Raw genomic sequence first — 21,042 nt, 5'->3', positions numbered from 1 at the left:
GCGATTCTTAGCCAGGTACAACTATGGCCGATATTAATACAGCACAACCTCGCGAGTGGTTGCTGGAAATGAGTAATATTAATAAATCATTTCCGGGCGTAAAGGCGTTAGATAACGTAAATCTTAAAGTGCGGCCAAATTCTATCCATGCCTTAATGGGCGAAAATGGTGCAGGTAAGTCAACGCTATTAAAATGTCTGTTTGGTATCTATAAAAAAGACTCCGGGAGTATTCTCTTCCAGGGGCAAGAAATAGAATTTAAAAGTTCTAAAGAAGCATTAGAGCATGGTGTGTCGATGGTACATCAGGAGTTAAACCTGGTATTACAACGCACCGTAATGGATAACATGTGGCTGGGGCGTTACCCAACCAAAGGTTTCTTTGTCGATCAGGATAAAATGTACAAAGATACCAAAGCTATTTTCGATGAATTGGATATTGATATTGATCCACGCGATAAAGTTGCCACTTTATCGGTATCCCAAATGCAAATGATCGAGATTGCTAAAGCTTTCTCCTACAATGCAAAAATTGTCATTATGGATGAGCCGACTTCCTCGTTAACCGAGAAAGAAGTTAATCATCTATTTACTATTATCCGTAAATTGAAAGAACGCGGCTGCGGAATTGTTTATATCTCCCATAAGATGGAAGAGATATTCCAACTGTGTGATGAAATCACTATTTTGCGTGATGGTCAGTGGATTGCTACTCAGCCGCTGGAAGGGCTGAGCATGGATCAAATAATCTCGATGATGGTCGGGCGCTCATTGAGTCAGCGTTTTCCAGACCGCCTCAACAAGCCCGGTGAGATCATTCTGGAAGTGAAGAATCTGACCTCACTGCGTCAGCCTTCAATCCGTGATGTGTCCTTTGATCTGCATAAAGGTGAGATTCTGGGGATTGCCGGATTGGTGGGTGCTAAGCGCACCGACATTGTTGAAACATTATTTGGTATCCGCGAGAAAGTGGCTGGTACGATTAAATTGCATGGTAAGAGTATTAATAACCACAGCGCCAATGAAGCCATTAATCACGGTTTTGCATTAGTGACGGAAGAGCGTCGCTCCACCGGGATTTATGCTTATCTCGATGTGGGTTTTAATTCCCTGATTTCTAATATTCGTAATTATAAAAATAAATTCGGGCTGCTGGATAATACTCGCATGAAGAGCGATACCCAATGGGTTATCGATGCTATGCGAGTAAAAACCCCAGGCCATCGCACCAGTATTGGTTCTTTATCGGGTGGAAACCAGCAGAAAGTTATTATTGGCCGCTGGCTATTAACTCAACCAGAAATATTAATGTTGGATGAACCGACTAGGGGGATCGATGTCGGTGCTAAGTTTGAAATCTATCAGTTAATGACTGAACTAGCGAAGAAAGGCAAAGGAATTATTATTATTTCCTCTGAAATGCCGGAGCTATTAGGGATCACTGACAGAATTTTGGTAATGAGTAATGGTCAAGTTGCGGGGATTGTTGAAACCAAACAAACCACGCAAAATGAAATATTACGTCTTGCATCCTTGCATCTCTAATCTAGTCGAAGGTTCTTATTATGAATGCGTTAAATAAGAAAAGTATGCTCACTTACCTTAAAGAGAGCGGGATTTACGTCGTATTATTCGTATTACTGGCAGTCATTATTGTCAAGGATCCGACATTTTTAAGTCTTATGAACTTAAGTAATATTCTGACCCAATCTTCCGTGCGTATTATTATCGCGCTCGGTGTTGCAGGGCTGATTGTGACTCAAGGTACCGACCTGTCAGCCGGTCGTCAGGTGGGGTTAGCGGCGGTGGTTGCAGCAACCATGCTGCAAGCCATGGATAACGTTAATAAAGTTTTCCCAGATTTGCAGACTGTACCTATCCCAATCGTTATTTTAACCGTGTGTTTGATTGGCGCGATTATCGGTTTGGTCAACGGTATTATCATTGCTTATCTGAATGTGACACCATTTATTACCACATTGGGCACCATGATTATTGTTTACGGGATTAACTCCTTGTATTACGACTTCGTGGGTGCATCACCGATTGCCGGTTTTGACCCTGCATTCTCAACCTTTGCACAAGGGTTCTTGCGATTTGGTGATTTCAAACTCTCTTACATTACCTTCTATGCATTGATTGCTATCGGGTTTGTTTGGGTGTTATGGAATAAAACGCGCTTTGGTAAAAATATTTTCGCCATCGGTGGTAACCCAGAAGCAGCAAAAGTTTCTGGTGTGAATGTGCCACTAAACTTAATCATGATTTATGCGCTGTCTGGGGTGTTCTATGCCTTCGGCGGGATGTTGGAAGCTGGCCGAATCGGTAGTGCGACCAATAACTTGGGCTTTATGTATGAGTTAGATGCGATAGCTGCTTGTGTGGTGGGCGGGGTATCCTTCAGTGGTGGTGTCGGTACCGTTATCGGTGTTGTGACCGGGGTTATCATCTTTACCGTGATTAACTACGGATTAACCTATATCGGTGTGAACCCGTACTGGCAGTACATTATTAAAGGCGCGATCATTATCTTTGCGGTCGCTCTGGACTCACTGAAATACGCCAAGAAGAAATAATCGGTCATTGGCTGTGAAAAATAGAGTAATAATGAAAGCCAGTTTGGAGTTAATCAGACTGGCTTTTTATATTTATGTCAGAGTTCGGTATTGGGGCATTATAAATTGCTATAAATAATGGCAATATGCATTTTATTATATAGCGGTGGCGACGTGTTCTGTAAATGAGACGTGATTGCAATAGGGCTGTGCCCTGCAATTTTGCTGAAATAGTTTGTTAATCCAGATCAAGCTTATCGCGATTTAATATATATTTGTTTATTTCAATACTTTAAGGTAGTTATCAACCATTTTTTGGGCTTAATTACTTTGGGTATATATGGATAGCGCAAAAAAATTACCCCGCCCCACATTGGCTCAAGTCTGGCAAGACACATTGTTCACGGTATCGAAAAAGTTATTATTGCTGCGGGATATAACCGATTTAGTTAACGAACTCAGGAAACTCTCTTTTTCTGTCGTTCGTTTCCAGCGGGTCAATTTATTACTGCTTAACCCCCTGTATAACCAAATGACGCTCTATACCCACGATGATGTGTCTGACACCGTTGTGGCGTCGCAAAATATTTTATTTGCCGAAGGCCCCGGTGGGCTGGCCTGGCAGCAACAGACGCCTTTGCAAACTGATAGTCGCCGTATGCAAAGGGAGTTTTCTGCTGTTGGTGATTTAGCACCGTATCAGGAATTACATTCTGGTTGCCATTTCCCTTTGGGCCATGATAACCATTGGTCGGGCTGTGTTGAGTTTATTAAAACCGATAGCAGTCAGTTTGATGAGCAAGCTATTACCTTTCTGGGGTTATTGGCAGAAGTGGTGGCTATTGCTGTCGATAATATTACTGAGATAAACCGGGCATTCTCCGAGCGCGAACGGTTGCGCTTTGAACGGGATCATTTTCGGATATTAGTGGATGTCACCAATACGGTTATTTCTAAACTGGAGTTGGATGTATTAGCGGCGGAGGTCTCAAAAGAGATACACCGCTTTTTCAATATTGATTACATCAGTTTGGCAATATGTGGTACGCACAATGACAAAAGTAAACTGAATGTTTTTTCTACCCGTTACCAGTCGGGTAAAGCGGTACAGCATCAACAAGCCTGGGTTGATATGACGGGTACACTCGCCGGGCAGGTTTTACACCGCCGGGAATTATTGCTCGTTAACCTGGCTGATATTGCTCTTTTGGCTCCGGATGATAAACAACTGGCAAACATGCTGGATGCTGGCTTACAGGTAGTTTGCCTGTTACCACTATTTTTCGGCCATAAGATGCTAGGCATATTAAAATTAGCACAATGTCAGAGTGATATTTTCACCGACAGTAACCTTAAACTGTTACGACAAATAGCCGCGCGCATTGCTATCGCTGTCGATAACGCCTTGGCTTACCATGAAATTACCCGCCTGAAAGATTCATTGGTCAATGAAAATCTCTATTTGACTGACCAGATTATTCATAATGAAGAGTTTGGTGAAATTATTGGTCACAGCACAGCTATTCGAGCGGTGTTGGAACAGGTTGAAATGGTGGCATCCAGTGACTGTACGGTATTAATTCTGGGTGAAACCGGCACCGGTAAAGAGTTAATTGCCCGGGCTATCCATAATTTAAGTACCCGTAAGAATAAACGCATGGTGAAAATGAACTGTGCGGCGATTCCCTCCGGTTTAATGGAGAGTGATCTGTTTGGTCATGAAAAGGGGGCTTATACCGGTGCCGCGTCACAGCGCATTGGTCGCTTTGAAATGGCGGATGGCGGTACGTTATTTCTTGATGAGGTCGGGGATATTCCTCTTGAATTGCAACCGAAGCTCCTGCGGGTGCTCCAAGAGAGAGAAATAGAGCGATTAGGGGGCAGTAAAATTATTCCGGTTGATGTTCGGCTAATTGCCGCAACCAACCGCGATTTAAAATCGATGATGGTGAATCGGGAATACCGCAGTGACCTCTATTATCGACTGAATGTCTTCCCAATTGTGATTCCACCTTTGCGTGAACGCCCGGAAGATATTCCTTTACTGGTGAAATTCTTTACTCAGAAAATAGCTAAACGGATGAACCGCACTATTGATACCATTCCGGGTGAGACATTGCGTTTACTCAGCCGCCTACCTTGGCCGGGTAATATTCGCGAACTGGAAAATGTGATTGAGCGCGCAGTGATCCTCAGCCGTGGCACCACGTTAAATTTGCAGTTACAAGAACTGGAATATCATTTATCGCCATTAGAAGTGGCGAAACCTGTATTGGAGCGAGTGGTTCACAAACCATTATTACCTGAGAGTGAAGAGCCAGAGTTTTCAGAATCTGAACGTGCGCGAATTATTCGGGTATTACGAGAAACCAATGGCGTGGTTGCCGGGCCGAAAGGTGCCGCAATTAAGTTAGGGTTGAAACGCACTACTTTGTTATCACGGATGCAGCGGTTAGGAATATCAGTAAAAAGTATCGAAGACGAAGATGGAATGGAGTAACTCATATCATTGTTTTCTTTGTTCTGATTTATATTCTATTTTCGTAAGCAGCAGAGTTGAACCAAGGGGAAACACGCCGTTGGGGTCGTCAGCGGCGTAAGCCGCCGAAGTGCCCCCTGGCGTGGTCAACCCTTGGCCCACTAGCACTTTATTCGTAGAGCATTAGCTGTCGAATCAGTACATGACGGTGGCGAGCACTGCGTAAACCCAGAATGGCAAAGCGCAGTAGCCGTTAACAGATTAAAATACTTCGGCTTCCCTACGTAACCGCGCCTTCAACTGACTATACTCTTGCTGCACGTAATTTTCCGCCCAAGTTTGATCGGCAATGGCCTCCAATTTCACCGCACAATACTTATATTCCGGCGTTTTGGAAATAGGGTCCAGATGGTCCAGTGTCAGCTCATTACACGCGCCGATCCACCACTGATAAGTCATATATACCGCGCCGACATTAATACGTTCACTGACTGACACCCGAGTAATAACCTTACCGCGCCGCGATGCAACCCATACCAATTGTTGGTCCTGCAAGCGCATTTTATCTGCATCCTGCGGGCTGATTTGCACGTAACCCGGTTCATCGGCGAGTGTTTGTAATGCTGAGCAGTTGCCGGTCATGGAGCGGCAGGAATAGTGGCCGACTTCACGCACGGTACACAGCACCAGCGGGTATTCTTCATCCACCTGTTCCATTGGCGCACGCCATTCGCTGGCAAACAACAGCCCTTTGCCGCCGGGGCGGTCAAACTTATTACCCGCATATAACCACGGTGTGCCGGGGCTGTCTTCAGTAGTACAAGGCCACGGAACATAGCCCAAACCGGCCATTTTTTCGTAAGTTGCACCGTAATACAGCGGGCATAGCTCGCGTAGTTCGTCCCAAATCTCTTTAGTATTGTGGTATTTCATCGGATAGCCGAGGGCTGTCGCCATTAGGCTGATAATTTCCCAATCCGGTTTGACGTCACCTTGGGGTTCTACTGCTTTCTCAAACCGTTGGAAACCCCGGTCGGCGGCAGAATAAACGCCTTCATGTTCGCCCCACGACGTTGCTGGGAAAATAACGTCGGCTTCGGCGGCAGTTTTGGTCATAAAGATGTCTTGTACAATCAGCAAGTCCAATTCGCTGAATGCCTCGCGCATCATCGAAAGGTCTGGTTCGGTTTGCAGCGGGTCTTCGCCCATCACATAGTTGGCTTTGATTTTTCCTTCTTTAATCTTGTGCGGAACATCAGTCAGCGAGTAGCCAATTTCGTCCGAAAGAGAAGGAACCCCCCAGGCTTTGGCAAACTTCTCCAATGTTGCAGGGGCAGTTACGGCTTGATAACCGGGGTACATATTAGGTAATGCCCCCATGTCGCAGGCACCTTGCACGTTATTTTGCCCGCGCACTGGGCCAACGCCGACATTTGGGCGGCCTAAATTGCCTGTTAGCAGCGCTAATCCTGACAACCCTTTAACCACATCCACGCCCTGGCCCCACTGGGTAACACCCATACCCCATAAAATGGTGGCAGAAGGTGCGGCAGCATAGATGCGCATCGCTTCACGAATGGTTTGTGCTGACAGGCCGGTGATGCTTTCGACATATTCCGGTGTGTATTTGGCGACTATTTCACGATATTCGTCAAAACCTTCGGTATAACGCGAAACATAGTCTTTATCGTAGAGTTCTTCGGTAATAAGCACGTTGGCGAATGCATTCACCAGCGCCATATTGGAGCCATTTTTCAATGGTAGCCACAGATCGGCGATACGCGCAGTTTCGATATGGCGTGGATCGCAAACAATAACTTTAGCGCCTTTCTCTTTGGCTTTGAGAATGCGGCGAGCCACGATTGGGTGTGAATCAGCGGCGTTATAGCCAAACACTAAAATACATTTGGTATCTTCAATCTCGCAGATGGAATTACTCATCGCGCCGTTACCCAGAGTCACCTGCAAACCCGCGACTGATGGGCCGTGACACACGCGAGCACAGCAGTCAATGTTGTTACTGCCAGTGACTGCGCGGGCAAATTTTTGCATCACATAGTTGGTTTCATTGCCCGGCCCACGGGACGAACCGGTGTGCATAATAGCTTGTGGGCCATATTTTTCTTTAATTGCGCGTAATTTACCGCTGGCGAACTCGATAGCTTCGTCCCAGGAAACCGCTTCCAGCTTGCCGCCTTTTTGACGACGGATCATCGGCTGTTTTAAGCGCGGCGTCAGCAGCTTGGTATCATTGAGAAAATCCCAGCCATAATAGCCTTTCAGACAAAGTTCACCCTGATTGGTGACGCCATTTGCCCCTTCAGCGCCAACAACTTTGCCGTTTTCGACCAGTAAATTGATTTTGCAGCCGGAGCCGCAGTAAGGACAGACAGTGAGTGCCTTGTGCATATTAATTATCCTTTGTTCAAAAGTTCATCTCGTTGGCTTCGTCCAGTGCGGCGCGCAGCTGTTTCTTGCGTAGCATGGCTTGCAGGGTGTCACGACCAATCAGGTGTAGTGCCTGAGTGGGGCAAACTGAGATGCAGGCCGGCCCGGCGGCACGCCCTTCACATAAATCACACTTTTGCGCTTCAGCTTTCAGGCAAAAGCCCTGCGAGAGGCCGTTGAACATCACTTCAACCTGTTTGGTCACCACGTTCATGGCACCGTAGGGGCAGGCAACGACGCAGGTTTTGCAGCCAATGCATTTTTCCTGCAACACCTGAATACTGTCTGCCGCCCGTACAATCGCGCCGTTCGGGCAAACATTGGCACAAGGCGCATCCTCACAGTGACGGCACATAATGGTGGTACTGACATTCATTCCTTTAACCACTTTCAAGCGCGGGGCGAAATTGGCTTTGGTCATGGTATCCAGCTTGCCGCCGTTGTGTGCCAGCACGCAGGCAACCTCACAGGTGCGGCAGCCAATACAGTTTTTTGGGTCTGCGATTATGAACCGGTTCATTGTTTCCTCTCCTTACCCTTCATCTTTCAAAGTTCAGGTGTGTTGGCTGCGTTCAATTACCCGAATCACTGACTTGAGTCAGCTCATCGGGATTCACTCCCTTGCCGCCTTCCTGCACATTGAAAGCTATTGGGTATCTATGCCGTCATCTTTCAAAGTTCAGATGTGTTGGCTACGCTCAATCACCCGAATCACTGACTTGAGTCAGCACATCGGGATTCACTCCCTTGCCGCCTTCCTGCAACTTGAAAGCTATTGGGCATAAATTGAGTGGTTCTGGCAGATTCACGTTTTGATCAGTCAATCTGGCTCATTACCTTACATACTGCATGGTTTATGCCAATTTGAAGAGGTTCGATAGAAGTTAATAAATCTAATTGTTTTAAAAGGATTTATGGTTTTTATCGAGGAGGCGTAACTGAAGGGAAACTGTCGGCAGGTGTGACGTCGGCAAATTTGACGACGCCACACCGTCACTCAATTAGAGGTGGCTAAACCCACCGTCACCGTGCCAGTGCGGTAATTGCTGATACAGTGTTTCGACGGCCTGTTTGACAACATCGGTCATCGGGAAGTAGAACGCTACCAGGGTAGGTTGGATGCCAACGAAGATAACTTCGCTGATATCTTCCTTTAACTGATCAATCAGAAAATTGAGCGGTAAATTATGCGTGCTCATGATGAACATCTCGGCAATTTTCTCCGGATCAATAATACGAATCTCTCCTGGAGACAGTTCCATATCGGCGGCATCAACAATAATCAGGCGGGTGGGCTGCAAAGCACGAATGCGATGCACCACATTTTCCGGTGCCGAGCCGCCGTCGATAACTTGCCAGCCAGCTAAGGGTTGCTCTGTCATACGCTCAGCCAGTAACGGGCCAGCGCCATCATCGCCCATCATGCTATTGCCGACGGTTAACACGACATTTGTGACTGGATATTGATGTTTCATGGGCGGCGCTTCACCATTAAATAAATTGCCGGTTCCTGCTCAATATCGTACAGGGTTTGCAGCAGTTGTTGGCTCCAGGGCTGATGCAATGAATCTGCATTCTGTGCCAGTGGCGCAAAGGCTTGGGCCAGCAATTGGGTATGGGTGCTGTCGATGGTGATTTCGCCAAATTTCAGCAAACCCGCCATTTTGCGGCGAGCTTCACCTTCGGGTAATTGACTGAACCACTGCTCATACTCAGCCAGTGGACATGCCATAATGGCTTTTAAGCAATCAATGACGCCGACATGGTGGCCGATAGCCAGTGAGTAATACATCACTTGCTGCGCCTGCTCGGGCATGTCTTCATCACTGTCGAGGAACTTCTGGTTCAGCGCATAAAAAATGACTTTAGCGGTCATCAATACGCCCTCCCGCCAGTTGCATCAGGGTTATCTGTTGCAGGTTGACAAATATCTCATTTAAACGCGGATCATCTTGTTGCTGGAGGTAGCTCTGGCAGCGCTGTTCCAGCCCTTGCAACGGTTGATTGACCAGTAATGACAAAAAGCGGTCAGTGATTTCACGCCCGTGACGATACCCAGCCATACGGCGGGCCTCACGTTCTAATAATACCCGCAGCGTTAGCGGGGCATCAGGGTGAATAAGCGCCACGCGTTCATCGGCGGCTTGCTGGTGATCCTCACCTTTTAGCTTTTGTTCCAACAAGCCCAAAGCGACCGCAAAGCCATAAATGGTCGCTGCCGGAGTGGGAGGGCAACCGGGGATATAAACATCAATCGGCACAATGGTATCGCTGCCGCCCCAGACACAATACAGGTCGTGGAAGATGCCGCCGCCGCAACCACAAGCGCCATAAGAGACACAAATTTTGGGATCAGGAGCGGATTCATAAGCACGTAAGGCCGGTGTGCGCATGGCGCGAGTGACGGCACCGGTGAACAGTAAAATATCCGCATGGCGTGGTGAGGCAACCACTTTGATACCAAAGCGCTCGGTGTCGAATACCGGCGTAATCGAGGAAAAAATCTCGATTTCACAGCCATTACAGCCGCCGCAGTCCACTCGATACACGTAAGCCGAGCGTTTGATATCTTTCAGTAATTTGCCTTTTAACTGGGCGATAGAAGAGTCAAGTGCCGCAGGTTGGCTAACGTGATGGCCCCAAGTTGGTTTCGATGAATGTGGTTGGCTCATGAGTTGCTCCCCTCATTGCGGTGCTGATTGAGCATCACATTGTGATGACTAACAATATTCTGTTTGCGCTTACAGTCAGGACAGGTTTCAAAATGAGACCGTTGTTGTTCGACATCTTCAGCGCTCATCCCGGAATGAATCAACAGTGCCATGACGTAATCCACCTCTTTTTTCGGCGCAAAAGGCTGCCGGCACTGCTGGCAATGGGCGAGAGTAAAGGTGGCGCGCTGATATAAATCGGCTTTATTGAATACCGCCAATTCAAACTCTTGTGACAATACAATGGCGCGGGTCGGGCAGACTTCTTCACAGCGGCCACAAAAAATGCAACGTCCCAGGAACAGCTGCCACTGGCGAGTGCCCTTAGCAAGATCGGTTTCCATCGTCAGCGCATTGGCGGGGCAGGCCATCGTGCAGGCACCGCAGGCAATGCATTGCCCGGCATCATATTGTGGTTTGCCACGGAATCCGTGACTGACCTCAAGTGGCTTAAACGGATATTTCACCGTGGTATCGCCGACTTTCAGGAGGGTTTTAAACAGTTTTAACATTCTTCATCCCTCTATTTGAGCGGCGAATGGGTGCGCTCAATGCCATAGCGTTCGATCTCTTTGTACGGCACGGTGACGGATTTCTGCTTGCGTACATCCACCAATGTCACCCGGTCGGTGCAGGAATAGCAGGGATCGAGGCTGCCGATAATCAATGGCGCATCAGAAACCGTATTGCCGCGCAGCATATAGCGCAGCACCGGCCAATTGGCGTAAGTGGCGGCACGGCAGCGCCAGCGGAACAGCTTCTGATTGTCGCCGGTCATGCTCCAGTGGACATCTTCGCCACGCGGTGCTTCCGAGAAGCCAAGGGCAAACTTATACGGCTGATAGTGGACTTTCTCCTCCAGCAACGGCCCGCCCGGCATATGGTTTAGCCCGTACTCAATCATTACCAGCGAGTCGAAGAACTCACGCACCCGCACCAACAGGCGCGAATGCACGTCACAGCCATCAAGGCTAAACAGCTCTTTCGGGATATTGGCGTAGTTGGCGTAAGGGTGGTCGTGGCGCATATCGCGTGCATAGCCACTGGCGCGGATCATCGGGCCAACGGGGCTGAAATCACGAGCGATTTTGCGATCCAGCATGCCAACGCCCACGGTGCGCTGCTCGATATTGGCGGTACTCATCAGCATATCCACCAGCTCGCTGATATCAGCGCGCATCTCTGAGACTAATTGCAGCGTTTTAATACGGTCGGCTTTCAGAATATCGCGCCGCACCCCACCAATGAGATTCAGGCCGTAGGTTTTTCGCGCGCCGGTGAGCATCTCGGCGATAGTCATGGCTTTTTCGCGCACTCGGAAGAATTGCATAAAACCGGTATCAAATCCGACAAAGTGGCAGGACAAACCGATATTGAGTAGATGGCTGTGTAGCCGTTCCACTTCCAGCAAAATGGTGCGGATCATCTGCGCTCGCGGTGGCACAATAATGCCGAGCGCATTCTCAATTGACGAGGTGTAAGCCACGCTGTGGGTGAAGCCGCAAATGCCACAGATGCGATCTGAGAGGAAAGTGACGTCGTTGTAGCCCATGCGGGTTTCAGCCAGTTTTTCCATGCCGCGATGGACATAAAACAGGCGGTAATCGGCGTCGATAATGTCTTCGCCGTCGACGAACAGCCGAAAGTGACCTGGCTCATCAGAAGTAATATGCATCGGGCCGATGGGCACCACCCGGCTGCTACTGCCCGCTTCGTTTTCAAACTGATAGGTTTCAGTGTTGCTGGTGGGAGTCGGGCGCTGGCGGTAATCCAGGGTGTCTTTGCGCAGCGGATAGAGGTCGTCTGGCCAATCATCGGGCAATACTAAACGGCGCTCATCAGGCAAGCCAACAGGTTGCAGACCATACATATCGCGCACTTCGCGCTCACCCCAGACGGCTGCCGGAACTCGTGGTGTCACGGAAGGGAACTCGGGCCGTTCGGGGCTAATCAGCGCTTTGACAATCACCCAGCACTTATCGCCATACTTTTTACCCGTATCAATGCCGTATTGTTCGCGGCCTTCCATTGACAGCACATAGTAGATGGCAAAATAGCCATTCAAACTGCGTTCGTCATTACCAAATAGCACTGATAACCAACCGCCTTGCTGATAATAAAGGTGTTCAACCACATCCGGCAGACTGTTCAGTTTGATGGTTATCGTCAGTTGATCAGGGGTTTGCCACTCTTCATCAAGAATTGCTGTTGGAAATTGTTCCCGCAGCCGGGCCACATAGGCGGCTCCCAGTTTTTCACCGCTGTGTGGCTGCCCTGAAACCAAATGAGCTGAAAAAGGCGTTTCGTGAGTCACGTTACATCTCCTGACGAGTCGGGGTGAATGGCAGAGCGGCGTGCGTATCTGCGATGGATGGGGTCAATAGGGCCGGAGAAATCTCTTTTATTGGGCAGGGCAATGGCCACGGCAACATAAAGGGTTGTTGGATAGGGTCGCGGCTGTCGTTATTGAGGACAATTTGCGCCGCATCAGTCAGCAAGCGGGTCACTGGCGTGGGAATATGCACTCCGAGCAATAGCATCAGCAGTAATAGAATCGCCATCGGCGCGGTAGTCAGAATACCCAGTTCACCTTTGCTCACTGCTGCCGGTGGGGTACCCAGCACCGTGCTGGCTATCATGCGTACCAACCCCGCCAGTACCAAAGTGAGCAGCAATAGCAACACAATAACTAAGGTAATATGGCCGGCTTTAATCGCTGCGGCGACCACCATAAATTCACTGATAAACACGTTAAATGGCGGCATTCCCGCCAGCGCCAATGCGCCACCAGCCAGCATCACCGCAGTGAGCGGAGCCACACGGATAATGCCTCTGATGGCCCCCATATCCCGCGTGCCATATTTCAGCAGCACATTGCCAGAACCGCAGAACAGTAAGGTTTTTGCCAGGCTGTGATTCATGGTGTGAAACAGTGCGGCTAATACCCCCAGTGGGCCACCAATGCCTAAGGCCACGGCGATTAACCCCATGTTCTCTACACTGGAGTAAGCCAACAAACGTTTCATATCGCGCTGTGCCAGAATGAAGAATGCAGAGACGGCAACCGACATCATGCCGAAGACCAACAGCAACATTTGTGGGAAATGTGGCCCGATGGCGGCACTGATAATAATGTAATAGCGAATGATCACTAGCAGGGCGCAGTTGAGTAAGACCGCGGATAACAAGGCGCTGGTAGGGCTGGGGGCTTCGCTGTGAGCATCCGGCAGCCAGGAGTGCATGGGGAACAGGCCGGTTTTGGTACCAAAGCCAATCAGGATAAAGACAAATGCCAGATGCATCAGGCTAGGATCCAGCTCTTTGGCATGCTCGGCGACCACCGTCCAGAAGATAGCGCAGCCGGGGTCGGCCAACACATTGGCAGCATTGGCATACACCAACACCGTGCCATACAGCCCGAACGCCACACCAACGGTACAGATGATAATGTACTTCCACGCCGCCTCCAGTGAGGAGCGCTGGCCGTATAATCCCACCAAAAAGGCCGAACTGAGGGTGGTGGCTTCAATGCCAACCCACATCAGAATCAGGTTATTACTGGTCACCACCAACAGCATGGTGAATAGGAATAGATGGAAAAAGCCGTAGTAATTACACAAGGTGCTGACAGTAATTTCACCGTTATTCACTTCATGGCGCATATAGCCAAGGGAGTAAAGGCCAGTGATAAAGCCGATAACGCCTAAAATAGCGAGGAACAGCGCACTGAGGCTGTCGATATGCAGCCAATGGTGAACCGCCAGAATTTCCCCGCCCACTGCCACCCGGCACACTACCGTCAATGCCACTATCAGCAGTAAACTGATGCCTGCAAAATGTACCCAAGTGGTTGCCATGCGGGCGGCACTCCCCAGGGCACGGCAAGCAAATGCCAGCAGCGAGGCTATCAGAGGTATCGCCAGCAGTAACAGCAGCAGGTCAGTATTGCTCATTTTATTACCCCTTTAGCGCTGTCAGTTGTTTAACATCCAGCGTATGCAACGTGCGGTAAATTTTGCGCGCCATTAGCGTCATCACAATCACGGCGAAGATGGCATCAGTGGCAATACCTACCTCGACCAACTCCGGCGCGCGGAAAGCCAACAATGCCAACATCAGGTGCGCGCCGTTTTCCATCAGGCAGTAACCGAAGATGTTTTTCAGGATATTGCGTTGGGTGACGATACACAGCAGACCAATCAGGAAGTGCCCAAGTGACACCGCCAGCGCTGGTTTCAGCGCACTGACCATCGGTAATTGCACCGGCTCGACCACGAAGTAGCTCAATAAAATGATGATGGCGGCGATAAATATCAGGCCAGCGGTACCTACCACGCCGCCGTTGGCTTTAGGGTCTTCCATCTGGCGAAATGCGCGATACATAATCCACGGCACCAATATCACCTTGGTGATAAAGGCGGTCAGCGACCACATATACAACTCGTGGGCGTGCAAGGTTTCGGCTAATACCAGGAAAATCAGCACCAATACCAGTGACTGCAAAGCATAAAATAGCGCTGATGTGGCGGGTTTTTTCACGATAATCACCAGCAGCGAGGTAATGATCAGCAGCCCTGCCAGATTGTTGACGACCAAATTGTTGATAAGAAGTGTTCCGGTCATTTTTTACTCCCTTATCCGAGCCAGGTGACGGCAATAAAACTTGAACACACTGACATCACCACCAGCACGACCAGCACACCTTGCATGGCTAATGGCAGTGGCTTGGCACTGGCGACGTCTTCTGATGGCTTGCCGGGTACAGTTTGTCCGAACCAGTAGAGGAACCAGCCAAAGCTGGCAACCGATTCAATCAACGCCAGTACCAGCAGCGGTATCAGCAGCCAATGTTCATGAGAAAGTGAGAAACCAGCAGCGAAAATGGGGAATTTACTGAAGAAACCGTTAAATGGCGGTACCCCGGTAATGGCCAGTGCAGCCACACAGAATCCGACGCCCAGCAGTGGCATTTTGCCCATGATGCCTTTAAGTTTGGGCAACATACGGGTGCCGCAGCTGTAACTCAGCGCCCCGGCGACCAGGAAGAACAGGCTCTTGGCGAACGCGTGGTTGAAGATGTAGGCAATGCCGCCATCAAAGGCCAGTTTCGAGCCGTAGATAGCCAAAGACAGTGCGAAGAAAATATAAGACAGCTGGGTGATGGTGGAGTAGGCCAGTAGCCGCTTCATATCTTTTTGCGGCAGATACATAAAGAAGCCGTAAATCAAGGTAATAACCGCCATCACCATACCGACAGTACCGATAATCTGCGGCACATCACCGGCGGAGTAGATGGCGCGAGCGAAGATATAGACGCCGACTTTGACCATCGACGCGGCGTGCAGATAGGAACTGACTGGGGTCGGGGCCTCCATCGCATCCGGCAACCAAATATGCAGTGGTAACTGGGCCGATTTCCCCCAGGCGGCAAACAGGATGCCTCCGAATACAATGACTTTAGTGGTGTGGTCCAGTTGCGCCAGTGCCGTTAAAGCAAAGGTACCGGTATTGACCAGTAGCACTGCTGCCGCCAAATACAGGCCGATAGCCGCCACATGGGTGACCAGCAAGGCTTTTAGCGCCGAGCGCAGTGACTTCTGGCTCTGGTAGTAACCAATCAAACCCCACGAGCAGCCGCCGGTAATTTCAAAGAAGAACAGCTGTCCCAGCAGAGTGGATGATAAGACCAGCCCTGCCATAGCGCCAATGAATACCAATAGCAGCGCATAGTAGCGGTTGGTGCCTTCGTGCGGGTGCTCGCGATTACCTAATGTCAGATAGCCGGTGGAATAGATACTGACCAGCAAGCCGAGGAATACCACAGCGAAAGCAATCAAGGTGCTGATGCGGTCGATGGTCAGACCGAACAGTGCCATATCACCGTAATGAATTAGATCAAAAGTGACATCCACCTTGCCGCCACTCAGATAGACATAAGCCAGCAGCACGGTGCCGAGGGTGGCCAGCAGTGAGAAGAAGGTACAAGACCATTTCGCCCATTGCTGTGGCAAACAGGCAGTGAGAATGGCACCGGCAAACGGGGCCAGAATGGTCGCAAGGGCGATGTTTATAAGGACTGAATCTATAAGAGCCAGGTTATCCATGATGGGGTTATTAGCTCCTTAAAGGCCGGTGAGATAGAAAACCAGAGACAAGGCAGCGACGCCAAACCCCAGCCAGGTAACACGGGAGGTCAACAGGAAGCGCCCACGGGCAATACTGTTTTCCACGATGGAGGCCAGTACAAACACCACCACCAATTTGATAACGCAGGCCACCAGCGCCCACAGCAAGCCCGGCCCACTCAGTACCGCCAGCTTGCCAAAGGGGATAAACACGCCGAGGAAAAGCTGCGCTACCACCACCTGTTTCAGACTTATACCCCATTTGACCAAGCCCAGTGACGCACCGGAGTATTCGGTCAGTGGCCCTTCCTGTAGCTCTTGTTCCGCTTCAGCGACATCAAACGGAATTTTGCCCATTTCGATAAACACCGCAAAACCGCAGGCCAACAGCGCCAGAGCCGTTGCGGTGGGTGACTGCCAGTGCCCTTGCGACAAAGCGATACTGATGGTGCCGATATTGGTTGAGCCAGCAATCAGCCCAACCACCAGCAGCGAAAGGATTAATGTCGGTTCAACCAACACCCCCAGCGTCAACTCGCGGCTGGCACCGATACCGGCGAAGATACTGCCGCTATCCAGACCGGCCAGTGAGAAGAAAAAGCGAAATAGCGCGAACAGATACAGCAGCGCTATCAGGTCGCCTGCCACGCCAAAGGGAGAGGCCTGCGTGAAAATGGGTAACGTCATGGCAATCAATAACATGCTGCCCAGCAGTACATAGGGCATCAACCGGAAAATAATCCCAGCATTGGCCGGTGCCACATCCTGACGTTTCAGTAGCTTGGCTAAATCTCGATACTCTTGCAGGATGCCCGGGCCACGGCGCGAGTGCATGCGGGCTTTCACCATGCGCGAAATCCCCGCCATCAGCGGCGCCAGCGCCAGCATCACCAGCGCCTGCCCGATGGCGAAAGCAATCATAGAGAGCGCAGGCATATCAGTAGTTGGCATTGCTCGTCTCCTTAAATAGCCGCAATAATCAGCAGGGTTACCAGCGCGGCGACCACATACAGACAGTAGAGGCGGAAATCACCCTGTTGCAGCCATTGAATGCGTTGGCTGAGCCATTGGATAGAACGGATAAGCGGAGCCACTATTTTGTCATCCCAGACAGGTTCCACCCGGCCCGCACCACTGACGCAATATTCCAGCGCACGCTGCATCATCGGGGCGGGATCGAGTGTTTTACGCAATCGATAGAGCGGGGCAAACATGGCGCGCAGGGGTTGAGTAAAGCCACCAGCCGAGACAGTCATGGCCTGCTCCCAGGCATAACCGCAAGCCCACGGGTCGCCACCATGACGAAATGCCAGACGGCTGCCTCTGTAGAAACTGGCGACCAGTAAAATCACCAGCGGCAAAATCAATAAACCAAAGAAGATAGATAGGGTGGACAGCATGGCCTGAGAGCGGTGTTGTGGGAATAACACCGCGCCTTGCGCTACCTGAAAAGAAGGCACCGGAGGAGCCGTTATCAAGCTGGAGGCAATGCGGCCAATCACCGGAGCGATATGGGTGGCACCTATTCCCAAAGCCAGGCAGAGCAGCGCCAACAACAGCATGGCGCTGGTCATCGGCCAGGGGACTTCGCGCGCCAGGGCGGCTTTTTCTGTACGCGGCAGGCCGCAGAAACTGATGCCATAAACTTTCACAAAACACATTGCCGCTAATGCGCCCGTGATTGCCAGCATCACGATGGCGATTGGCCCGGCGAGGCGAATAATAAAACCGCCGTCTTTAGTCATGGTAAACAGTGATTGGTAGGTGAACCATTCACTGACAAAACCATTGAATGGCGGCAGGGCTGAAATCGCCATACATCCCACCAGAAAGGCCAGTGCGGTGTAAGGCATCATTCGGGCCAGCCCGCCCATCTTTTCCATGTCTTTGGTGTGTAAGCGATAAATGACCGCACCGGCCCCGAGGAACAGCAGCCCTTTGAAAACGGCGTGGTTAAGCAGATGGTAGAGCGCACCCAGTAAACCCAGCGCGGCGAGTACCGGCTGATGGCTGGCAATACCAATCATACCGACACCGACCCCCATCAGGATGATGCCGATATTCTCAACCGTGTGATACGCCAGTAGCCGTTTGATGTCGTGCTCGGCTAATGCGTACAGCACTCCCAGCACGGAGGACACTGCACCAAAGCCCACCACCACCACGCCCCACCACAGTTGGCTGGCACCGAGCAAATCAATGCCGACTTTGATGATGCCGAAGATGCCTATTTTCACCATCACGCCGGACATTAGGGCAGAAGCATGGGAAGGGGCTGCAGGGTGCGCACGCGGTAACCAGCCATGCAGTGGCAGCATCCCGGCTTTGGCTCCAAAACCGAAGAAAGCCAATAAGAAGATAACCGAGGCCATAATGGGTTGCGGATTAGCCTGCCGGAAGGCGGCAAACTCCAGGCTGCCGCTCAGGCGGTACAGCAGGAAGAACGCAATCATAATCAGCACGGAACCGGCGTGGGCAATCAGAAAATAGAGTAAGCCCGCGCTGATGGCATCGTCATCTTGATCGGAAATCACCAGGAAGTAAGACGCCAGCGACATCATTTCGAAGAAAATAATAAAGTAGAAAGCATTATCCACCACCACCAACGCCACCATTGAGGCGATGAACAGGTTCATAAACACCCCCATTCCCCACGCCCCGCGCCCTTTGTATTCCTGCACATAGGCCAGTGAATAGAGCGCGGTTATCACGACCAATAGTGAGATGACCAGCAGCATAAATGCGGCTAATGGATCAAGACGCAAGCTCAATGCCGCGAACGGGAATGGGCCGGCGGTGGTGAAGGTGATAAGCCCGCCGCCCAGCAGAGTGGGGGCCGCAGCAAACAGGCCAGCAACGCCCCCCAACAATGACGCCAATCCAGAGGCATAAATCGCCCATGTTTCACGCCGTGCCAGCAGCAGAGAAAGCAGTGCGCCAGCCAGATACAGCAGTAAGGAGAGCCACAGTAGCTCAAGCGAATTCATCATCTTTTCTGCTCCTCGTGAGAGATAGCTGACGAGGTGTCCACGGCCATAAAGGGCAGCTCGTTGGCAAACCCACTGGCGGCGGCCAGGCGCTTGGCGTGATTTGCCTGTTCAATGCTGTGCTCATCCACCAGCATTAAGGCGTTAGTCGGGCAGACCCGCACACATTCCGGCCCTTGAGATTGGAAGCTGCATAAGTCGCATTTCACGGCAACAGTGCGTACTCCGGCATTCCAGGCAAGGAACGGATTCATGTTGGCTGGGCTGAATGGCACATCAGATAGCAGGGTCAGCGGAATGTATTCAGGGAAATTTTCTGGCACTGCCAAGGGCTTACTACCAGCCGGTGTGATTGCGCCAAACGGGCAGGCGATACCACAGAGCTTGCAGCCGATACAGGTGGTTTCATCCAATTCGACCGCGTTATTGGTCAGGGTAATGGCATTGACCGGGCAAACCCGCGCGCACCATGCATCTTCACAGTGACGACAGAGAATCGGTGCCGTAACCGTGGCGTTACGCATAACAGTCAATCTGGGATGCTGTTGTAAACCCTTGGCTTTATGCACCTGGCTGCAAGCAGCCATACAGGTATTGCATCCAATACAAAGCCTCGGTTCCGCAATCACAAAGCGGTTCATGGCCATACCCTCCGGGACAAGACTCTGGTGACAGTCAGGCTGATAGCAATCATTTCTCAGCTCCAAAGCATATTCTGTGCCAGCACGGTGACCGCCAATGCAAAAGAGTGGTGAAGCCGCGCCAGCAGGGCATTAAGCTGATTGCAGACAAAGGGCAGGAATTTAAAAGGCAGTAAAAACAGAGGGATTTCCGCAGTGAAGTGTCGTCAATAGTGACGAAACCCTCTCTGTCGGATGACACTTCGACAGTGATTATTCATATCGTGAATTTATATCGAAGTGATTCTGATAAATGGTTATATTTATCAGGGTGTTATTTTGAATCTCGATTCCATGATATGGCCGGTATTACTGGCATCGTCTTTGCATTGATTTTGCCAGAGAAATCCATACTGGGAGAACAGTCATGCATGAGATTACCTTATGCCAAAATGCTATTGCCATGATGGAACAGCAGGCACGGTTACACGGCGCACAGAGAATTACCGGCGTGTGGCTGGAAACCGGTGCCTTTTCCTGTGTCGAACCACAAGCATTGGAGTTCTGTTTTGAGTTAGTGTGTCGTGGCACTTTGGCGGAAGGCTGTGTTTTGCATCTTAGCCAGCAGCAATCACAAGTGTGGTGTCATGACTGCCAGCAAGCGGTTAATTTGCTCAGCAGCAAAGTGACCCGTTGCCCGTTGTGTGCGGGCAGCCACTTACGTATTGGGGCGGCTGATGACGGCGTGATAATTAAGCGGTTGGAGGTGGAATGAATTTACTTTTTTTATGCCGTGACACTGCGGGAGTCGGATTATGTGTATAGGGATCCCTGGGCAAATTGTCGCATTAGATGACACTCAACCAGGCACGGCATGGGTGGATGTCTGTGGCGTGCGCCGCTCGGTCAATATTATGCTGGTGGCAGCGGATGAGCAGGCCAGTACAACATTAATCGGTCATTGGGTTTTGGTGCATGTAGGGTTTGCTATGAGCCGGCTTGATGAGGGTGAAGCGCTGGAAACCTTGAAGTTATTGCAAGAGATGGGGGAGGTTGAAAGTGATGTCGCGGCGTTTTTAGGGCAAAGAGGATAATGGTAAGCGCTTTTGATCGTTATT

At 50.4% G+C, this 21,042-nt stretch carries 19 protein-coding genes; 6 read left to right on the top strand and 13 right to left on the bottom strand.

The window, feature by feature from the left end:
- Positions 1–23 precede the first annotated feature (23 nt).
- From mglA to flhA, 3 genes are all read left to right on the top strand, one after another.
- The gene (gene mglA / locus YALDO0001_RS01865; RefSeq protein WP_004699434.1) at positions 24–1,544 is read left to right on the top strand and encodes a galactose/methyl galactoside ABC transporter ATP-binding protein MglA; all 1,521 of its coding nucleotides are present in this window, start codon (positions 24–26) and stop codon (positions 1,542–1,544) included.
- A gap of 20 nt (positions 1,545–1,564) precedes the next feature.
- Positions 1,565–2,575, top strand: a complete 1,011-nt coding sequence (gene mglC, locus YALDO0001_RS01860) for a galactose/methyl galactoside ABC transporter permease MglC (protein WP_004699433.1) — start codon at positions 1,565–1,567, stop codon at positions 2,573–2,575.
- A 319-nt stretch (positions 2,576–2,894) separates the two neighbouring features.
- Positions 2,895–5,054: a formate hydrogenlyase transcriptional activator FlhA gene (flhA, locus tag YALDO0001_RS01855; RefSeq protein ID WP_004699432.1), complete on the top strand. Its 2,160-nt coding sequence runs from the start codon at positions 2,895–2,897 to the stop codon at positions 5,052–5,054.
- 240 nt (positions 5,055–5,294) lie between these two features.
- Here flhA and fdhF read toward each other — a convergent pair whose 3' ends face one another.
- Positions 5,295–7,442: a formate dehydrogenase subunit alpha gene (gene fdhF, locus YALDO0001_RS01850; protein WP_004699431.1), complete on the bottom strand. Its 2,148-nt coding sequence runs from the start codon at positions 7,440–7,442 to the stop codon at positions 5,295–5,297.
- Positions 7,443–7,458: 16 nt separating this feature from the next.
- Entirely contained in the window at positions 7,459–8,001 is a 543-nt protein-coding gene (locus YALDO0001_RS01845) for a 4Fe-4S dicluster domain-containing protein (RefSeq protein WP_042839267.1), read from the bottom strand.
- On the opposite strand from YALDO0001_RS01845, the gene YALDO0001_RS19845 reads away from it, so the two are divergent.
- Positions 7,988–8,266, top strand: a complete 279-nt coding sequence (locus YALDO0001_RS19845) for a hypothetical protein (protein ID WP_071986366.1) — start codon at positions 7,988–7,990, stop codon at positions 8,264–8,266. The genes YALDO0001_RS01845 and YALDO0001_RS19845 overlap by 14 nt on opposite strands.
- Positions 8,267–8,482: 216 nt before the next feature.
- On the opposite strand, the gene hycI is transcribed toward YALDO0001_RS19845, so the two are convergent.
- The 11 genes from hycI to YALDO0001_RS01790 are packed head-to-tail and all read right to left on the bottom strand — an operon-like array spanning position 8,483 to position 19,945.
- The gene (hycI, locus tag YALDO0001_RS01840; protein ID WP_019082748.1) at positions 8,483–8,956 is read right to left on the bottom strand and encodes a hydrogenase maturation peptidase HycI; all 474 of its coding nucleotides are present in this window, start codon (positions 8,954–8,956) and stop codon (positions 8,483–8,485) included.
- Positions 8,953–9,357, bottom strand: coding sequence for a formate hydrogenlyase maturation HycH family protein (locus YALDO0001_RS01835; RefSeq protein ID WP_042839266.1), 405 nt, complete (start codon positions 9,355–9,357; stop codon positions 8,953–8,955). The genes hycI and YALDO0001_RS01835 overlap by 4 nt, the downstream gene beginning before the upstream one ends.
- Positions 9,347–10,153 (bottom strand): NADH-quinone oxidoreductase subunit B family protein, encoded by an 807-nt coding sequence (locus YALDO0001_RS01830; protein ID WP_042839265.1) that lies wholly within the window; start codon positions 10,151–10,153, stop codon positions 9,347–9,349. The genes YALDO0001_RS01835 and YALDO0001_RS01830 overlap by 11 nt, the downstream gene beginning before the upstream one ends.
- Complete coding sequence (gene hyfH / locus YALDO0001_RS01825; protein WP_004699425.1) at positions 10,150–10,704, bottom strand: hydrogenase 4 subunit H; 555 nt, start codon at positions 10,702–10,704, stop codon at positions 10,150–10,152. Before hyfH ends, YALDO0001_RS01830 begins: the two co-directional genes overlap by 4 nt.
- Positions 10,705–10,715: 11 nt before the next feature.
- A complete protein-coding gene (locus tag YALDO0001_RS01820) occupies positions 10,716–12,506 on the bottom strand; it encodes a hydrogenase large subunit (protein WP_004699424.1) in 1,791 nt (596 codons plus the stop codon).
- A 1-nt stretch (position 12,507) separates the two neighbouring features.
- On the bottom strand, positions 12,508–14,145 hold the full coding sequence (locus YALDO0001_RS01815) for a hydrogenase 4 subunit F (protein ID WP_004699423.1): 1,638 nt from the start codon (positions 14,143–14,145) through the stop codon (positions 12,508–12,510).
- Positions 14,146–14,149: 4 nt separating this feature from the next.
- Positions 14,150–14,815 carry a hydrogenase 4 membrane subunit gene (gene hyfE / locus YALDO0001_RS01810; protein ID WP_004699422.1) on the bottom strand — a complete coding sequence of 222 codons (666 nt, stop codon included), beginning with the start codon at positions 14,813–14,815 and terminating at the stop codon, positions 14,150–14,152.
- A gap of 11 nt (positions 14,816–14,826) precedes the next feature.
- Positions 14,827–16,296: a hydrogenase 4 subunit D gene (locus YALDO0001_RS01805; protein ID WP_004699421.1), complete on the bottom strand. Its 1,470-nt coding sequence runs from the start codon at positions 16,294–16,296 to the stop codon at positions 14,827–14,829.
- Between the two features lie 18 nt (positions 16,297–16,314).
- The gene (locus YALDO0001_RS01800) at positions 16,315–17,268 is read right to left on the bottom strand and encodes a respiratory chain complex I subunit 1 family protein (RefSeq protein ID WP_004699420.1); all 954 of its coding nucleotides are present in this window, start codon (positions 17,266–17,268) and stop codon (positions 16,315–16,317) included.
- Positions 17,269–17,279: 11 nt separating this feature from the next.
- The gene (gene hyfB, locus YALDO0001_RS01795; protein WP_042839264.1) at positions 17,280–19,307 is read right to left on the bottom strand and encodes a hydrogenase 4 subunit B; all 2,028 of its coding nucleotides are present in this window, start codon (positions 19,305–19,307) and stop codon (positions 17,280–17,282) included.
- Positions 19,304–19,945: a 4Fe-4S dicluster domain-containing protein gene (locus YALDO0001_RS01790; RefSeq protein WP_042839263.1), complete on the bottom strand. Its 642-nt coding sequence runs from the start codon at positions 19,943–19,945 to the stop codon at positions 19,304–19,306. Before YALDO0001_RS01790 ends, hyfB begins: the two co-directional genes overlap by 4 nt.
- Positions 19,946–20,351: 406 nt before the next feature.
- Here YALDO0001_RS01790 and hypA point away from each other — a divergent pair, with 406 nt between their 5' ends.
- Positions 20,352–20,699: a hydrogenase maturation nickel metallochaperone HypA gene (hypA, locus tag YALDO0001_RS01785; protein WP_004699418.1), complete on the top strand. Its 348-nt coding sequence runs from the start codon at positions 20,352–20,354 to the stop codon at positions 20,697–20,699.
- Positions 20,700–20,739: 40 nt separating this feature from the next.
- Positions 20,740–21,018: a HypC/HybG/HupF family hydrogenase formation chaperone gene (locus tag YALDO0001_RS01780; protein ID WP_042839262.1), complete on the top strand. Its 279-nt coding sequence runs from the start codon at positions 20,740–20,742 to the stop codon at positions 21,016–21,018.
- Positions 21,019–21,042: the final 24 nt, after the last annotated feature.

It is taken from the genome of Yersinia aldovae ATCC 35236 (genome assembly GCF_000173735.1).
GTDB classification, from domain to species: Bacteria; Pseudomonadota; Gammaproteobacteria; order Enterobacterales; family Enterobacteriaceae; genus Yersinia; species Yersinia aldovae.
This window is presented reverse-complemented; position numbering and strand designations above follow the sequence as displayed.

Excerpts from the sequence above, each read along its gene's own strand:
- mglA (WP_004699434.1), top strand. The coding sequence starts at position 24 with ATGGCCGATATTAATACAGCACAACCTCGCGAGTGGTTGCTGGAAATG.
- mglC (WP_004699433.1), top strand. The coding sequence starts at position 1,565 with ATGAATGCGTTAAATAAGAAAAGTATGCTCACTTACCTTAAAGAGAGC.
- flhA (WP_004699432.1), top strand. The coding sequence starts at position 2,895 with ATGGATAGCGCAAAAAAATTACCCCGCCCCACATTGGCTCAAGTCTGG.
- fdhF (WP_004699431.1), bottom strand. The coding sequence starts at position 7,442 with ATGCACAAGGCACTCACTGTCTGTCCTTACTGCGGCTCCGGCTGCAAA.
- YALDO0001_RS19845 (WP_071986366.1), top strand. The coding sequence starts at position 7,988 with ATGAACCGGTTCATTGTTTCCTCTCCTTACCCTTCATCTTTCAAAGTT.
- YALDO0001_RS01845 (WP_042839267.1), bottom strand. The coding sequence starts at position 8,001 with ATGAACCGGTTCATAATCGCAGACCCAAAAAACTGTATTGGCTGCCGC.
- hycI (WP_019082748.1), bottom strand. The coding sequence starts at position 8,956 with ATGAAACATCAATATCCAGTCACAAATGTCGTGTTAACCGTCGGCAAT.
- YALDO0001_RS01835 (WP_042839266.1), bottom strand. The coding sequence starts at position 9,357 with ATGACCGCTAAAGTCATTTTTTATGCGCTGAACCAGAAGTTCCTCGAC.
- YALDO0001_RS01830 (WP_042839265.1), bottom strand. The coding sequence starts at position 10,153 with ATGAGCCAACCACATTCATCGAAACCAACTTGGGGCCATCACGTTAGC.
- hyfH (WP_004699425.1), bottom strand. The coding sequence starts at position 10,704 with ATGTTAAAACTGTTTAAAACCCTCCTGAAAGTCGGCGATACCACGGTG.
- YALDO0001_RS01815 (WP_004699423.1), bottom strand. The coding sequence starts at position 14,145 with ATGAGCAATACTGACCTGCTGCTGTTACTGCTGGCGATACCTCTGATA.
- hyfE (WP_004699422.1), bottom strand. The coding sequence starts at position 14,815 with ATGACCGGAACACTTCTTATCAACAATTTGGTCGTCAACAATCTGGCA.
- YALDO0001_RS01805 (WP_004699421.1), bottom strand. The coding sequence starts at position 16,296 with ATGGATAACCTGGCTCTTATAGATTCAGTCCTTATAAACATCGCCCTT.
- YALDO0001_RS01800 (WP_004699420.1), bottom strand. The coding sequence starts at position 17,268 with ATGCCAACTACTGATATGCCTGCGCTCTCTATGATTGCTTTCGCCATC.
- hyfB (WP_042839264.1), bottom strand. The coding sequence starts at position 19,307 with ATGATGAATTCGCTTGAGCTACTGTGGCTCTCCTTACTGCTGTATCTG.
- YALDO0001_RS01790 (WP_042839263.1), bottom strand. The coding sequence starts at position 19,945 with ATGAACCGCTTTGTGATTGCGGAACCGAGGCTTTGTATTGGATGCAAT.
- hypA (WP_004699418.1), top strand. The coding sequence starts at position 20,352 with ATGCATGAGATTACCTTATGCCAAAATGCTATTGCCATGATGGAACAG.
- YALDO0001_RS01780 (WP_042839262.1), top strand. The coding sequence starts at position 20,740 with ATGTGTATAGGGATCCCTGGGCAAATTGTCGCATTAGATGACACTCAA.